Consider the following 15,465-nt stretch of genomic DNA (forward strand, 5'->3'; position numbering starts at 1 on the left):
TTGGTATCTCTTCCGTATTTGGACTTGGGGTCGCGTCTGCTACGCCTTCGGTCCAAACACTCGGAATTGCGAATTCGGAAATCATCAATGTCAATCACCGGCCAGGGCACTGGGGCCCGGGTTATCGACGCGCCTGCACAGCTGGCCAAGCAGCAAGTAAAGCACGCCGTATGGGGCTGCGTAACCCGACGGTAACAGTGCGCAGAAACGTTTTACGAGTAACGGGCTGGAGATATGGCCATCGCAGCGCAGTGGTGTTTGCGAGAGCTAGAGGATGCCCGATTATCCGCTGATCAGCGATAAAATATAAAAAGGGTGCTTTGAAGCACCCTTTTTATTACTGGCTGTGTAGATTGATCAGTTCTTTAGTTCAAAAGTAACATCCACAGTTACGTTGTAGGTGTTCTCGCCAGCAGCGACCGGGACAGAATCTGCAGCCATTGCCATCATCTTGCTTTGCGCCATTGGCATGGGACGAGGGTTTCGCGATTGCTCGCTAATCTGTACAATTTTGCCAAGTTCAACACCAGCAGCTGTGCTGAGAGTTTTCGCTTTTGAAATTGCACTGGCAACGGCTTTTTTTCGTGCTTCTTCTAGGATCGCATCCGGCTTGTCGTTGGTGAATACGAGATTGCCACCCTGATTAACGCCAAGTGACACAGATTGGTCCAAAATTTCTCCAACCTTTTTCAAATCGCGGACGCGCACGGAAAGCGAATTGGACACCGCATAGCCAACGATTTTTGGTGCTTCAGGCTGTTGTTTGCCGTCCTTGTTTTCCGGATAAACATAACGCGGTTCAATGTTGAAGCCGGAGGTCTGGAGATCGCGATCTGCGATTCCTGCCTTCTTCATTCCGTCCAGAACCTTGGCCATTGATTCATTGTTGGCAGTCAGCGCTTCCCGTGCCGTTGGTTTCTCCTCCATAACAACCAGCGAAAGAACCGCTGTGTCAGGTGCAATCGCAGCTTCGCCTTCGCCGGTTACGATGATGTGCGGGCGCGGAGTTTCATCCGCAAGAGCAGCAAAAGGAAAAGCAATCATCGCAGTCGTTGCAAGGGCTAGGGTCAGGATTTTAGATGTCATGGATATCTCCCCAAATGACGTGAAGCTGCTGACTCGCAGGTCATTATGGGTGGATTAGGGCAAAAAGCAAAAAATCTCCGACTGCATAAAATGCATCCAAAAGCGTTGTTCGACGTTCCTGAACAACCAAAGGAGTGCATTATGACCGACGAAAGAGAGAAAATTAGCGGCAAACAGCCGGAAAAGCAGGAAAAGCCTGACAGAACACCAATCGAAACCCAGGATTGGGATGAGGTTGGTGTGACTGAAGTGCAGGCCGATGATGAGCTGGCAATACTGGGTGAGCGGCAAACCCAATCCGAAGACGCCGGCGATCTGTCCGAAGACGACGATGATAATCCATATCAGGAAAGCGATGCAGCTTTGCCTGATGACGAGGAGGAAGCTGAGATCGCATTTGATCCGGAGCGAGAGGGTCACCGGTTTGGTGACTAAACAGCAGTAACTTTGCTGGAAAGACAACGCCTCGTTAAGGGGCGTTTTCTTTTTCTACAGCATCGCAAGTTGTGGACATAGGTATTGACTAAGATACAAATGTTCATTACTCGATATGCAGTGCTGCCATGTCTTTCGGGTCGCGAGCAGCGTAATTCGACAATCAGTCAAGGAGTCCCGGGATGGTTTCCGCCAGAACGTCAAATGCCAAGCTCAAGGACGACGGCAGCAACCTTCCATTCGCCTTTCGGCACTACACGCCAGATCAGTTAAAGGAAGCCTTGCGCAAAATGTATCTGATACGCCGTTTTGAAGAGGGCGCTGAGGAATCGTACACACGCGGGCTGATCCACGGTACGATGCACCTTTCAATCGGTCAGGAGGCGAGTGCCGTCGGTATATCCATGCCGCTTGCCGAAAATGACATGATCACCTCTACACATCGTGGTCATGGTCATTGCATTGCCAAGGGCGCGGACGTTGCAAAAATGTTTGCTGAGTTCTTTGGCAAAGAAACCGGTTACTGCAAGGGGCGTGGTGGCTCCATGCATATTGCAGACGTTTCCAAAGGCAATCTTGGTGCAAATGGCATTGTCGGCGGAGGCATTCCTATCGCCGTGGGCGCAGCGCTGTCAGCCAAGAAACAGAAAAACGGTAAGGTCGTTGTTTCCTATTTCGGCGATGGTGCAAATAATGAGGGTGCCTTTCATGAGGCCCTTAACATGGCTTCGGTATGGAAGCTTCCTGTTGTTTTCGTCTGCGAGAATAATGGTTATGGCATGTCTACTTCCACCGCACGTTCTACTGCTGTCGCCAATGTGGCGGACCGGGCTGTCGCCTACAACATGCCGGGTGTAATCGTCGACGGTAATAATCTTTCAGACGTTGCCGAGGCCTCTCACAATGCAGTGGAGCGGGCGCGGCGTGGCGAAGGGCCCACTCTTGTCGAATGCAAGACCTATCGGCATCGCGGACATTCGAAAAGTGACCGCAACCGCTATCGTACCAAAGAGGAAATCGAGGAGTGGATCAGCAATCGTGACCCCATTCATCTATTTGAGGATCAATTGAAAGAGTTTGGTTTCCTTGATGACACCCAGATCGCTGACCTTCGCGATAGTGTAGCAAAGGAGATCGCCGACGCGATCGAATTTGCCAAGGACAGTCCATCACCGGACCTCAATAATCTCACGCGTGACGTATATACGGACTGATCACATGAATGAAGTAGTGCGCGAACTGAGCTATTCGCAGGCAATCCAGGAGGCGATGGCCATCGCCATGGAGGCTGATGACCGGGTGTTCCTTATGGGGGAGGATATAGGCGTCTATGGCGGCGCCTTTCAGGTAACCGGTGATCTGGTGCAACGTTTCGGCGAAGATCGCGTCATGGACACACCCATTTCAGAACTGGGTGGGGCGGGTGTTGCTGTGGGCGCTGCTCTGACAGGTATGCGGCCCATATTCGAGTTTCAGTTTTCTGATTTTGCCGCTCTGGCGATGGAACAGATCGTCAATCAAGCAGCGAAAATGCGCTATATGCTCGGCGGTGCGGTATCAGTTCCGCTGGTCATGCGGTTTCCTGCGGGCTCCGGCACGGGAGCGGCAGCACAACACAGCCAAAGCCTCGAAGCATGGTTCGGGCATGTCCCCGGATTGAAAGTTATCCAACCCTCGACGCCCTATGATGCCAAGGGCATGCTTCTTGCTGCAATCGAGGATCCTGATCCTGTCATGATCTTCGAACATAAGCTTCTTTACAAAATGAAGGGGCCGGTTCCCGAGGGTCATTACATTGTCCCTATAGGCAAGGCGGCTATTGTGCGCGAAGGCACTGACCTTACGATTGTTGCGTCGGCTATCATGGTTCACAAGGCGCTTGAAGCGGCCCAGGAACTGGCCAAAGAAGGCATTAACGTTGAAGTTGTCGATTTACGAACTGTGCGTCCGATGGACAAGGACACCATTATTGCCAGCGTAAAGAAAACGTCGAAGCTCATGTGCGTATATGAGGGTGTGAAAACACTTGGCGTAGGTGCCGAGGTGAGCGCCATGATTGCCGAAAGTGAAGCATTTGACTATTTGGACGCGCCAATCGTTCGTCTTGGCGGCGCCGAAACTCCCATTCCTTATAATCCCGATTTGGAGAGGGCGACAGTTCCTCAAGTGCCCGGAATTATCCAGAGCGCGCGCGATCTCGTAAAAGGGGTGCGATAGGTTATGCCAGTCGAAGTTATCCTGCCAAAGGTCGATATGGATATGGAAAGCGGCCAAATTTCGCGATGGTATGCGAAGGAGGGGGACTCGATAACAAAAGGTCAATTGCTTTTTGAAATCGAGACTGACAAGGCGGCGATGGAAGTTGACGCGCCGGCATCCGGTATTTTGCGTAATGTGACGGCAGAGGAGGGATCTATCGTTCCCGTAGGACAAGCTGTCGGCTGGATATACGCTGAAGATGAAAGCTATGACGCGGCCATCGCTCCTGTAGAGAAGGAAGTGCAAGCTACAGTGCCGCAGCAGCAGTTAGAGGTAGTGTCGCAAGATGTTCCGGCGAAACCTACGGACGTGGCCTCTGCCTCACATGAAAACGACGGTATCCGCGCAACTCCTCTGGCCAGGCGTATTGCACGCGAAGCGGGTGTCGATCTCGCCTCTATCGCCGGTTCCGGACCAAAAGGCCGAGTGCAAAAGAAAGACGTTGAACTGAAAACCTGCGCCAAGGCACCTGCTGACATGCCTAAAGCCACCCAGACAGAAGCCAGCAATGGAGATATGCTCAAGGCCGCTTGGTTGCGAGAGGGCAGAGACAAGTCGCTCGCGCCAATCGTGCTGCTTCATGGCTTTGGCGCAGATATGAATAGCTGGCGACCGATGCTCGGCGGTGGCAGTATTGATAACCCAATTTTCGCCGTCGATCTGCCTGGTCATGGCGGGTCCACATGCTCTATTCCCGGCGAACTTGAAGCGATTGCCGAAATGGTTGAGCAGACCATTGCCGCGCAACATTCCGGACCACTCATACTCGTTGGGCATTCGTTCGGTGGAGCTATTGCTGCTCTGATTTCTGGTCGCGGAAATTTGGACGTTCAAGCTTTGGTCTTGATAGCGCCAGCTGGATTAGGCCCGGAGATCAATGGTTCATTCCTTGCCGGTTTCGTACGCGCCCGGACTGAAGCCAGCTTGACTGCGTGGATGAAGCAACTGGTTGAAGATGAGAGCCTTCTAACCAAGCCCTTTGTTGCTGCAACTTTGCAACAGGCAGAGAACCATGATCTGCGTGAAGCGCAAAGGCTGATCAGTGACCGCTTTTTTGCCGACGGCACTCAGGTTTTCGACATAAGGCCGACCTTGAATCGTCTCTCTATTCCGGTCCGCATTATTTCCGGTGCTGCTGATCGTATCATTCCGGCAAGCCATGGCGCTGGCCTACCGGGCGAGATCGCTTTGCATATGTTTGGTCAAACCGGTCATATGCCGCAACTGGAACGCCGTGAGGCTGTTATGCGGATATTGAAGGACGTCAGCCAGTCGGTAAAATAAGATTGGCAGTCCTTTTACCGAGCGTGGCGCGCCGGATGGCGCTCCGTGCAGATGCGAGATTAGGTGTGATCCAATTGGGCTCGATGCCGATGAATTTGTCGAGAAAAGCAATCGCGTAATCGGGTATTTCAGCAACATTCTCGCGATAAGACCACCAAGTCCGTAAATCCTCGGCGCATTTGCTGGTCTCCGGTGCTGTGCCAAACTCCTGTTGGCAGATGGCGGCAATCGCACCCACGCAATAGTTTGTGTAGAGAAAGCCCTCCGGCCAAAACGCAACAATTTCGCGCATTTCCGGTTGTGACAGGGCATTTTCGCTCGTCTTTCCGGTGAGCTTTGCAGGCTCCTCTTTAATCAGTTCCTTAAGTGCGATACCTGCCGCGAAGATGATGAAGTCTTTCCGATCGATATCAGCATATGATTTTTGCAATTCGACGGTTTCAATCCAGTTGAGAAAGGCTCGTGTCAATTTGGTATCGTCGATCGAAAAGTGATAGCCAAAATGCTGGGTGATAAGCGCTGCGTTCTTGCGAAAAGCCATGCGAAACCAGCGCAATTGACGCAAGCGATGCCGCAGGTCCGGCACATGGACAAGTTCATCCTTAAAAATAAAGCTCATTCCTGTTCACCTGCCTGCGTTTAGCTTGGACTTATGTATTATACATATTGACACTTTAAAGAACAAATGTTCTATTTTTTCTGTTCACTGTCGGTATTTTCGATCATCGCCATTCCCTTTTCAAAAACCCGTGACGGTTTTTCAGGTTATAGGCTAATCATAACACATCGTACGGTGAAGCAGGGAGGAGAGTTGGTATGGTCATGTGGCAATGGGGGTTGCTCGCGCTCGGTCTTTTGTGGGCTTTGCAATCGCTGGGCGTCTGGTACCAGATGCGCCACTATACCGACGTCATGAAGGGGATCACGTCGAAGTATAATGATGGTTTTGTTGGAGCCGGCAATGTTCGCGGTCGCCTTGGCAAGGGCATGATCGTACTGATCGTAACAAATGCAGATCTGGCAATTCAACGATTTCTGGTCATGAGTGGCCGTTCGGTTTTTGCGAAGTTCAGGCGACGCCCCGAATTTGAAAATATGTCGATTGAGGCTTTGCGAACAAGTTCATTGATGACGACAGAGGAAGATCGTGCGCTCGCAAAAGCGACAGAAGTTGCGATAGCTCAGATCGATAGAGCAAAGGCTGAGCCGAAGAGCAAGGGTCTTACCGGTATAAAGGCTGTCAACGCATAGGGATGGTCACTTCGAGGGGGTGACCAAAAGGAGGAGGGAAACATGTCAATTCTAACAATTTTGGCACAGCATGCGGATATCGCCGCCCACCATATATCGGTGGCCGGGTCGATTGTTTCGGATGCGGCCTTGCATGGGAAACATGCAATCGATCATGCGGGAAATGATCTTGTCATTCTTGCACAGTCAACCGGCGACATTTCCGTCGAAGAATTCAAGCAGAAGCTGCAGAATGTACAGCAAGAAGAGCAACTTGGCTGGCTGACAAGTATCGGTAAATATTTCATCGGTATTTTTCAAAAGGGTGGTGAGGTTTTCGCCGGTTTCGTGACCGGTATCATCCCTACTCTGGTCGTGCTGATGACGGCGTTCTATGCTCTGACGGAACTAGTGGGAGAAGAGCGAGTCCACGGTATCGCACGTGGCGCTGGGCGTATCGCATTGACACGCTACACAATTCTGCCGCTCCTTTCGGTGTTTTTCCTTACCAATCCAATGGCCTATACTTTCGGCTCCTTCCTTGAGGAAAAGCATAAGCCTGCATTCTACGATGCGGCTGTTTCTTATGTGCATCCACCTCTTGGGCTTTTCCCGCACATCAACCCGGGCGAGTATTTCGTTTGGGGTGGTATTCTGGTGGCGCTTCTGGAGCTTGAGAAAAAAGGTGCTGTCCCCGCCGGCTATCATATCAACGTCGCGATCTGGTACGCGATTGTTGGACTGGTAGTCATTTTGCTGAAGGGCATGCTGACTGAGCGGATAACGGCCATCATGGCGCGCCGTCAGGGCATTGAGCTTTAGTCTGGGGGGAACAGATAATGTCAAAAACTTATACGCCAGTTAAAATCTCTCGCGGCAAGAACGGATGGGGCGGCCCACTCGTGATCCAGCTGACACCGGAGCGGAACAAAGTTGTTTCCGTTACCGGAGGTGGTATTCATCCAGTCGCAAGGCGAATTGCCGAGCTTACCGGTGGTGAGGCGGTTGACGGCTTCAAGGCCCCGCCCGTTGAAGGTGAAATGGGTGTTGTTGTTGTCGATTGCGGTGGTACGGCGCGTTGCGGCGTTTATCCTCGCAAGCGCATTCCGACGGTTAATCTGACATCGGTTGGGCAAGCTGGACCTTTGGCACAGTTCATAACCGAGGACATTTATGTATCGGGCGTGAAAGAAGCCGATATCGAGCTTGCGGACGGATCTCAGTCTAGCACGGTTGCAGGCGCATCAGCTTCACGATCAGCACCTCCGACGCCGGCAGAGCTTGCCGCTTCGATGGGGGCTTCTGATGCAGGACAGTCCAGCGAGGGCGGTCTAATTGGCCTGATCAGTGCTGTCGGTCGTGTGATGGGCCGTGTCGTTGGCATTTTCTTTAATGCCGGTCGCCGTACAATTGATCAGGTCGTTCGTAATGTTCTGCCTTTCATGGCGTTCGTTACCATGCTCATCGGCTTCATCCTCTATACCGGTATTGGCGATGTACTGGCACAGCCTATGGGCCCTCTTGCCAATAATATTGTTGGTTTGCTGATACTTTCCGCGATTTGCGGTTTGCCGTTCCTATCACCAATATTAGGGCCGGGCGCCGTTATCGCGCAGGTTATCGGGGTTGCAATTATCGGTCCACAGATCGCCAATGGCACTATATCGCCTGCGATGGCTCTGCCGGCGCTCTTTGCCTATAATACGCAAGTTGGCTGTGACTTCGTTCCGGTTGGCCTGGCGCTGGGTGAAGCCAAGCCAAAGACCATTGAAATTGGTGTCCCCGCTGTTCTGATCAGCCGCCAGATCATGGGACCCGTATCGGTGCTGATCGCTTGGGTCGTCAGCCTGATCGTATTTTAAACCAAAAGAAGAGATAGAGGTTCGCCATTATGTCAGTCCAATTCAAAACACGGATAACAGCCGTCGGGCCTGAAGTGGCGGATCTTGCGGAAGGAGGCGTCGTCATTCTTTTTGCCGACGGCGCTCCTCCCGAGCTTGCCGAGGTCTCCGTTCTCCATCTTGCGGAAACAGAGGCTTCTGATTCCAGTCCTCCCGTCGGCTCAGTCATTCAGATTGGGGATATCTCCGCCAAGATTACCGGAATGGGTGATTATGCATGGCAAAAGGTCAAGGAAATTGGCCATGTTGTTATTACTTTTAATGGCGCCAGCAAGGTGGAGCGACCTGGGGAAATTTGTGCTGCTGAAATATCAGCTGACAGGCTTGTAGCCGCCCTGAAAGTGGGAACCGTAATTACCATCGGTTGATTGTCGGAAAACACATCGAATACCGAAGAGAGAATTGAATGGAACGCTCGACTATCGTCCGGGTGCATGATGGATTGCATGCCCGACCAGCCACTCGATTTGTAAATCTTGCCAAAGGTTTCGAATGCGATATCGAATTGATCAAGGCTGACAAGTCGATCAATGCGAAAAGCTCAGTGAAGTTGATGCTGCTTGGCGTCAAGGAAAATGACGAGATAACTGTTCGTGCCACTGGAGCAGATGCGGCCGAGGCCATTGAGGCGCTTATAGGCTTTCTCGAAAATCCACACTCAGGCACATTTGAAATCAATACAGCCGAAAAAATCAAATCGGTTGAGGTCGCGCCGGTTGCAAACAACACCGTGTCGCACAGCCATCTGCGCGGTGTTGCGGCAAGTGAAGGCTTGGCAATCGGGAAGGCCTTTGGTTTTTTTCCGGCCGTAATTGATCAGGAAAACCGGACAATCGCGAAAGACGCCATACCAGCCGAACTCGCCCGGTTGAAACAGGCTTTTGCAACAGTGCAGGATCGCATGAATGCATCGCTTGAAATTGATAATCTTGCCGCAAGCGATAGAGGGATCATTGCGGCGCTAAAAGATATTGCTTGTGACCAAGATCTCGTCGACGGTGCCACAACACTTGTTGAAAGTGGAATGGATGCAATATCGGCCGTGATTGGCACGACATCCAGAATAGCCTCAGATTTTGCTGCTATCGATGATCCTTATTTGAACGCGCGCGCTGACGACATGAACGCTGTCGGCCGCCAGATATGCCTGGCTCTGCTTGGCCAAAACGATGTCAATTTGGATGCAATTCCAGAGGGATCAATCCTGATAGCCGAAGATATAGGGGCGTGGGATTTGGCGCGTGCGCCCTTGAAGCGCATTGCAGGTATTGTATGCGGCCGCGGAGGGGCTACTTCGCATGTGGCCATTATTGCGCGCGCGCACGGTGTTCCTGCGGTGCTCGGACTTGGATCGGATGTGCAACTACTAAGCAATATTGGCACCGTTGCAATCGATGGTAATAGCGGCGAAGTGTTTGAAGATCCGGATCAGGAGATTGTCGCAAGGTTTCAAAGAAAAATCGCAGAAGCTACAGCCGAGAAACATGCGCTGAGCGTCTTCAAAGACTTCATTCCCAAACGCGCAGATGGAACGATTATCGAAATTGCGGCTAATATAGGCTCGCTTGAGGAAATTGAAGCAGCGCAGGAAGCCGGTGCAATGGGTGTCGGGCTTTTCCGGACCGAGCTTTTGTTTATGCGGCACATGCATCTGCCATCAGAAGATTTTCAGACAGAAACCTATGCAGCGTTAGCCACTGCTTTTGCACCTTATCCGGTTATTGTCCGCACACTTGATATTGGCGGAGACAAGGCCGTTTCGGGCATTGATTTTCCTGACGAGGATAATCCATTTTTGGGATGGCGCGGAATTCGCATGTGTCTTGATCGGCCCGATGTGTTTAAACCCCAGCTGCGTGCGCTTTTGCGGGCTTCCGCGAAGGGAAATATCAAAGTCATGTTGCCAATGGTCTCAAGCATCGATGAGGTGCATGCCACGCGAGCGCTGATTGATGAGTGCATTGCTGAACTGAAAGCTGAGGGCCAGGAATATGCATTGTTTGATTTGGGGGTGATGATCGAGACGCCAGCTGCCGTATTGATCGCTCCGGCATTGGCACGCGAAGTGGCATTTTTCTCTATAGGGACGAATGACCTGACCCAATATATCATGGCTGCTGACCGTCTCAATCCCACGGTTGCCAAGTTGAATGATGTAACCCATCCGGCTGTCATGACCGCAATTGAGATGACAACCACCGCCGGTGTTCAGGCGGGAATAATGGTCGGAATGTGCGGTGAAGCAGCGGGCCGTCCTGATCTCATCCCGACTTTCATTAAAATGGGCCTAACCGAGCTGAGTATGAGTCCTGCGTCGATACAAAGGGCTAAAAAATGCGTACAGGACTTCGGTTAGCTTAAGGCAGGTGTGGTATCAGAAAGGCGAACAGGTCGGATAATGCGTGAAGCTTATCCCGTGCCGTTATAGCCTGTTCGAGTTTTTCGGGGCGAGCCTGTAAGGCCAATAAGGTTGTTTCTACCAACTTCTCCCCGTCGGGTTGATGATTTGAGTATGTTGCCAGACCTATAGCTAAAGCGAGTGCAGAGAAGCACAAAAATGATCTCATTTGATCCGTCGCCTGCTGGGTGAACAGAGCGGTGCTCCGGTAGCGCGCGTGCAGTTCAATAGCCAATGCGGCGCATGCATTTGCAATCGCCTTCGGATCACCGCTTTTTGTTGCGGAAAGCAAGGTGGCATGCCGGCGAATCATGGTGGCATGGACGGATGCGAAGCCCGCTTCATGAACGAGCGCATTGGATTCATGGAGTGCCTTCAAAAGATATTTTGTCAGGTAATAAGCGTCGCGGCAGAACAATGCTTCGCCAGCATCGCCATTCTCAAAGAAGTAGGCGGCCAAGCTACGCGCCTCCGGAGCGCCTGAATGAGCAGTCGGATCGTGTGAAATCAACGAAATTGACACTGTTTCTGCTGATGTGAACGCTTTATCCAAAACCCGCGCGACCTTATCGAGCATGAATTCCGGGAGTTCTTGAGGCGTCAATTTCACATCTTGCCGACTGGCTCTTATGAGATGGCGAACATCTCGGAGCCTGTCTTTAAGATTGACGACGAAATCGTTGTGAATGTCCCGTAGCATATTGGCAATCCCGTGCAGGAAAGTGGATAAGACTTTGTATCTTTTTTTCTTGGCTTGCTAAATAACATTCTGGTGGAGTTGTATAATAATGACCACGCAGGTGATTTGCCTGCAGGTATAGGGGGGAGATGATTGACCGATCGACGCAAGCGACCGACTAGTGCTGCCGGCAGCCCGAAAAAAGCTGCGCTCGATGTGGGCCAGCCTGATACAAAAATCAGCAGGATGCGCATGCGTGCTGCATGGATGTATTACATAGAACAGATGACGCAGAACGAGATTGCCGAGGTCCTCGGGGTTGGACGCGTGACAATTGTGCGCATGCTGGCAGAGGCGAGGGCGCGCAATGAGGTCAAAATCGGTATCCAGGGTTATCTTTCTGATCTCATCGCGTTGGAGCGCGAAGTAGAGCAGCAATTCGGCTTGGAGAAGGTGATTATCGCACCCTTGTCCCAAGCGGAAAGCGATCCGATACCTGCCATCAGCGCTGCAACTGGCGCATATCTATCCGATGTTGTCAGTAATGGCATGCGCGTGGGGGTGGGCTGGGGCCGCACATTGCTCAGCACGCTCTCATTCATTGAAGCGCGAGCGCTGGAAGACTTCACCGTGATCTCGCTTTTGGGTGGAATCAGCCAACCGCGCCGATTCAATCCGGCGGAATTTGCATGGCAATTCGCCCAGCTTTTTCAGGGCGAAGGCTATCTTATCCCCGCTCCGGCAATGGTGGACAGCATTGAAACCCGAACCGCGCTCATTGAGCGATGCGGATTGAAAAGCGTGTTCGAAATGGCGGAAGACCTGGATATGGTGCTGCTCAGCGTTGGCGCCATCGAAACTGCATCAAGCACACCTTATCGTATCGGGTTTCTCAATGAAGGGCATCAAGCCTCACTGGCTGAAAGAGGCGCGGTTGGCGATCTGTTATTCCATTTTTATGATAGGCAAGGAAATCTGGTCGATCACCCGGTTCATGATCTCGTCATGTCTGTCGGCATTGACACCATACAAAGGGTGCCGGTGCGCGTGCTTACATCGGGCGGGCGGGAAAAGATCAATGCGCTTTATGGAGCTATGAAGCTCATTCGGCCAACTGTATTCATCACCGATGAAGAAAGCGCCCGACAATTGCTTGCGCTGGCCGATGGCGAAACGGCGCGAACCGAAATTTCTGTTAGAAAAAGTTGAGGTAATTGGACTGTTTGGCAAGTCGGGGATTGCATTCAGGATTTTTCCCGTTATTGATCCCCGCACGGCTTGCGTGTCTTGCAACGCTGCCTCAGGTGGGGCCTGTAGCTCAATTGGTTAGAGCCGGCGGCTCATAACCGCTTGGTTGGGGGTTCAAGTCCTCCCGGGCCCACCATTTTTCCATTAGACAAGTGATTTCCATGGAATAGCGCTTTGGATTACCAAGCGTCGGCTTTGATCTTTTCAAAGCTCTCTCCCGCAATATCCGATTGATAAATTCTGCTCGGAGTTAGAGTCTTTCATCGCCTAAGTGTAATTCACACCCAACAAGCCTTTTAATGCCTTTATATGATGAGCGTTAGAGGGCAAATCCGGACAGTGGTGCCGTTTGGACACGTATTGATGGAGCGCATTCAAGCATTGATCCCCCACCTCCACAACACGCTCCGACTATGACCATAATAGTTGGCGATTGCAGTCAGAGCTGGACGGCAAGCTGCATGAAACCGAATTCGGCATCTTGATGGGCGGCGTCACCGTCCATTATGGACAAGTTTCAACCAATGCTTCCTCAGTATTCGGCGATGGTTCGATTGACACGGACGGATATGGCTTTGGCGGAACGCTGACCTGCTGGCGCAAAACGGCTTCTATGTTGATGGTCAGGTCCAAGTCACATGGTATGAAACCGACATTGGTTCCGATATGCTGGGACGCAGCCTGGCCAATGACAATGATGGTTTTGGTTATTCGCTGAGCCTTGAAACAGGCAAGCGGATTGCCCTTGATGGAAACTGGTCAGTCACGCCGCAGGCGCAGCTGGCATATTCCAACGTGGACTTTGACAGCGTTACTGACCCGTTTGGCGCTCGAGTCTCGATGGACAGAAGTGAGAGCCTTAAGGGGCGCGTCGGAGTTGCAGCTGAATATCAAAACGCTTGGCAGGATGCTTCAGGCAGGATGGCGCGCAGTAATGTTCACGGCCTTGCCAATCTGTACCATGAGTTCCTTGATGGATCAGATGTTGATGTGGCTGGTGTGAACTTTGCCAATGAAAACAGACCGGCCGTGGGGGCGGCATCGGTGCTGGCGGTTCTTATAGCTGGGCCGATGACAAATATTCCATCTTCGGTGAGGTTTCGCTGAATACCAGCCTGAGCAATTTTGCCGACAGCTATAGCGTCAACGGAACAACAGGCTTCAGGGTGAAGTTCTGATTGCTTGATTTGAATAATGTTGGCGGGCCGGAGCAATTCGGCTCTTCAGCGTTGATTACCTATTGGCGTGGCGCATCTTTGAAGGCCTCAAAAATGCGCGTTGCCTATCTGAGAATTTTCACATATTGGACGGAGCATAATCAGCGCCGGTGCAATGAGGCAATAATGCAAGCTAGAAAGCGATCTTCAAGATTTGTGCTGCTAGAGGCATTATTCATGACCCTGCTTTTTGTTATCCTCGTTGCCATTGCATTTGGCGGGTTTTATTTCTTTATCGCCAATCCATATTATTTTACCTCCCCATCAATGTAGCTGATCACCGCTGCCATCATAGGAATTTGCAAGCGCGTGCCCGGCGATTTCAAATGCAGGTGATGAGCACATCTTGTCGCGTGTGCGCCATGATGGTTGCTGCACGCCTTTTGCCTGTTGATCAGCTTCTACACTGTATGCAGTATAGGCTTGAACAGGGAGGATAAGTGATGCCAATCGCCAAAAACACAATATGCATTTGGTACGACAAGGATGCTGAGGCTGCTGCACGCTTCTATGCAGAAATTTTCCCCGACAGTTCAGTTACAGCTATTCACCATGCTCCCGGTGACTTTCCGTCCGGTGAGAAGGGAGATGTACTGACTGTTGAATTCACTGTCGCTGGGATACCGTGCCTCGGTCTCAATGGTGGCCCGGCATTCAAACATAATGAAGCTTTCTCGTTTCAAATCGCTACGGATGATCAGGAAGAAACAGACCGTTATTGGAACGCAATAGTAGGGAATGGCGGACAAGAGAGCGCATGCGGATGGTGCAAGGACAAATGGGGCGTGTCATGGCAAATCACGCCACGAGTACTTACTGAAGCTTTGTTTGCCGGAGGCGATGGAGCTAAACGCGCATTTGCAGTGATGATGGATATGAAGAAAATCGACGTCGCCGCAATCGAAGCCGCCCGCCGAGGCTGATAAATAGGGCCCCAGCGGGCAGGAGCCGTCCTTTATGCTCAGGCAGTCATAAGACCACCGTTCGGCTTTGCTTTCATGATCCAGGGCATCACAGCAGCTGGATCTTCAAGGATTTTTGCCTTTCGCGCAAAACCTTCGAATGCCGAGTGGGCCACACTTAACGGTTTGTGACCATCGAATGCTTCATGGCAAATTCGCGTCGCGGTTTCATGAATGAGGTCGCGATTTCTTTCCGGCCAATTGTCCAAAAATTCGATCGCCTCATCGAGGGTTGCGATTTCTTGAACGATCATCGACCCATCTTTTACGAAGATCGGGCTTTCAAAATATGAGTTCATCAAGTCCTCCTGAATGGGAACCGAGAGTTCGTGAGCTTTGACCTCAGGCTTTTCCCAACCTTATGCGGCGACGCATACAGCCACCTTTGGCTTTGCGGAGGATTTGGGAGATGGTTTCAGGCGGTGCGTAGTCTCGAGCCACCTGAGCCTTGATTTGTTTAAGGAGCTCCGGTGAAGCCACGCGATTAGTAGTTTTTAGAGTCAGTCCTTCCATGTTTTGCCACTCCCTGAAGAATAACAAACTGCACCCACGGATTAAGCGTGGTGTAGGTTTTGGGTTGTTTGGATGGCGTAAATTATAATTTTGAGAAGTAAGGGTTTCAAGACTTTTGTACAAATTTCATTTCCAATGCGGGCTGGAAAAGCGGTTGCGTCGAAGTAACGAAAGAGGACAATCCTGTTCGCCCCGCGTGTGGCATGTCGGAACCATAATCATTTTCGATGGTTCATCTTTCAAACGGAAGGAG

16 protein-coding genes and 1 tRNA gene are annotated in these 15,465 nt (G+C 51.5%); 13 read left to right on the plus strand and 4 right to left on the minus strand.

Annotated features, from left to right (window positions below; all coding sequences use genetic code 11):
* Positions 1-357: 357 nt before the first annotated feature.
* A complete protein-coding gene (locus V9K92_RS16915; protein ID WP_337354484.1) occupies positions 358-1,086 on the minus strand; it encodes an SIMPL domain-containing protein in 729 nt (242 codons plus the stop codon).
* Positions 1,087-1,227: 141 nt separating this feature from the next.
* Between V9K92_RS16915 and V9K92_RS16920 the strand changes: the two genes are divergently transcribed.
* The 4 genes from V9K92_RS16920 to V9K92_RS16935 all read left to right on the plus strand — a co-directional run bounded on the left by V9K92_RS16920 (position 1,228) and on the right by V9K92_RS16935 (position 5,064).
* Positions 1,228-1,521, plus strand: coding sequence for a hypothetical protein (locus tag V9K92_RS16920; protein ID WP_337354485.1), 294 nt, complete (start codon positions 1,228-1,230; stop codon positions 1,519-1,521).
* Positions 1,522-1,703: 182 nt separating this feature from the next.
* Positions 1,704-2,735, plus strand: coding sequence for a thiamine pyrophosphate-dependent dehydrogenase E1 component subunit alpha (locus tag V9K92_RS16925; RefSeq protein WP_337354486.1), 1,032 nt, complete (start codon positions 1,704-1,706; stop codon positions 2,733-2,735).
* Positions 2,736-2,739: 4 nt separating this feature from the next.
* On the plus strand, positions 2,740-3,738 hold the full coding sequence (locus tag V9K92_RS16930; RefSeq protein WP_337354487.1) for an alpha-ketoacid dehydrogenase subunit beta: 999 nt from the start codon (positions 2,740-2,742) through the stop codon (positions 3,736-3,738).
* A gap of 3 nt (positions 3,739-3,741) precedes the next feature.
* On the plus strand, positions 3,742-5,064 hold the full coding sequence (locus V9K92_RS16935) for an acetoin dehydrogenase dihydrolipoyllysine-residue acetyltransferase subunit (protein ID WP_337354488.1): 1,323 nt from the start codon (positions 3,742-3,744) through the stop codon (positions 5,062-5,064).
* Here the strand turns inward: V9K92_RS16935 and V9K92_RS16940 are convergent.
* Positions 5,045-5,683, minus strand: coding sequence for a hypothetical protein (locus tag V9K92_RS16940; protein WP_115052475.1), 639 nt, complete (start codon positions 5,681-5,683; stop codon positions 5,045-5,047). The genes V9K92_RS16935 and V9K92_RS16940 overlap by 20 nt on opposite strands.
* A gap of 197 nt (positions 5,684-5,880) precedes the next feature.
* Between V9K92_RS16940 and V9K92_RS16945 the strand changes: the two genes are divergently transcribed.
* Genes V9K92_RS16945 through ptsP form a run of 5 tightly spaced genes read left to right on the plus strand, consistent with a single transcriptional unit; the run spans position 5,881 to position 10,551 of the window.
* Positions 5,881-6,315 carry a transcriptional regulator GutM gene (locus tag V9K92_RS16945; RefSeq protein WP_115052476.1) on the plus strand — a complete coding sequence of 145 codons (435 nt, stop codon included), beginning with the start codon at positions 5,881-5,883 and terminating at the stop codon, positions 6,313-6,315.
* Between the two features lie 42 nt (positions 6,316-6,357).
* Complete coding sequence (gene srlA / locus V9K92_RS16950) at positions 6,358-7,116, plus strand: PTS glucitol/sorbitol transporter subunit IIC (protein ID WP_307279373.1); 759 nt, start codon at positions 6,358-6,360, stop codon at positions 7,114-7,116.
* 17 nt (positions 7,117-7,133) lie between these two features.
* Entirely contained in the window at positions 7,134-8,156 is a 1,023-nt protein-coding gene (srlE, locus tag V9K92_RS16955) for a PTS glucitol/sorbitol transporter subunit IIB (RefSeq protein WP_115052478.1), read from the plus strand.
* Positions 8,157-8,185: 29 nt separating this feature from the next.
* Positions 8,186-8,563 carry a PTS glucitol/sorbitol transporter subunit IIA gene (locus V9K92_RS16960; RefSeq protein ID WP_115052479.1) on the plus strand — a complete coding sequence of 126 codons (378 nt, stop codon included), beginning with the start codon at positions 8,186-8,188 and terminating at the stop codon, positions 8,561-8,563.
* Between the two features lie 38 nt (positions 8,564-8,601).
* Positions 8,602-10,551 carry a phosphoenolpyruvate--protein phosphotransferase gene (ptsP, locus tag V9K92_RS16965; RefSeq protein WP_337354489.1) on the plus strand — a complete coding sequence of 650 codons (1,950 nt, stop codon included), beginning with the start codon at positions 8,602-8,604 and terminating at the stop codon, positions 10,549-10,551.
* Between the two features lies 1 nt (position 10,552).
* Here the strand turns inward: ptsP and V9K92_RS16970 are convergent, their stop codons facing one another.
* Positions 10,553-11,293 (minus strand): hypothetical protein, encoded by a 741-nt coding sequence (locus V9K92_RS16970; RefSeq protein WP_337354490.1) that lies wholly within the window; start codon positions 11,291-11,293, stop codon positions 10,553-10,555.
* Positions 11,294-11,425: 132 nt separating this feature from the next.
* On the opposite strand from V9K92_RS16970, the gene V9K92_RS16975 reads away from it, so the two are divergent.
* From V9K92_RS16975 to V9K92_RS16990, 4 genes are all read left to right on the plus strand, one after another.
* On the plus strand, positions 11,426-12,481 hold the full coding sequence (locus V9K92_RS16975; RefSeq protein ID WP_443094474.1) for a sugar-binding transcriptional regulator: 1,056 nt from the start codon (positions 11,426-11,428) through the stop codon (positions 12,479-12,481).
* Between the two features lie 98 nt (positions 12,482-12,579).
* Positions 12,580-12,656: transfer RNA gene (locus V9K92_RS16980), tRNA-Ile, on the plus strand.
* A 458-nt stretch (positions 12,657-13,114) separates the two neighbouring features.
* Positions 13,115-13,627, plus strand: a complete 513-nt coding sequence (locus V9K92_RS16985) for an autotransporter outer membrane beta-barrel domain-containing protein (RefSeq protein ID WP_337354777.1) — start codon at positions 13,115-13,117, stop codon at positions 13,625-13,627.
* Positions 13,628-14,186: 559 nt separating this feature from the next.
* Complete coding sequence (locus V9K92_RS16990; RefSeq protein WP_115053233.1) at positions 14,187-14,660, plus strand: VOC family protein; 474 nt, start codon at positions 14,187-14,189, stop codon at positions 14,658-14,660.
* A 38-nt stretch (positions 14,661-14,698) separates the two neighbouring features.
* Here the strand turns inward: V9K92_RS16990 and V9K92_RS16995 are convergent, their stop codons facing one another.
* Complete coding sequence (locus tag V9K92_RS16995) at positions 14,699-14,998, minus strand: DUF982 domain-containing protein (RefSeq protein ID WP_337354491.1); 300 nt, start codon at positions 14,996-14,998, stop codon at positions 14,699-14,701.
* Positions 14,999-15,465: the final 467 nt, after the last annotated feature.

It is taken from the genome of Phyllobacterium sp. CCNWLW109 (genome assembly GCF_037203905.1).
Lineage (GTDB): Bacteria > Pseudomonadota > Alphaproteobacteria > Rhizobiales > Rhizobiaceae > Phyllobacterium > Phyllobacterium ifriqiyense.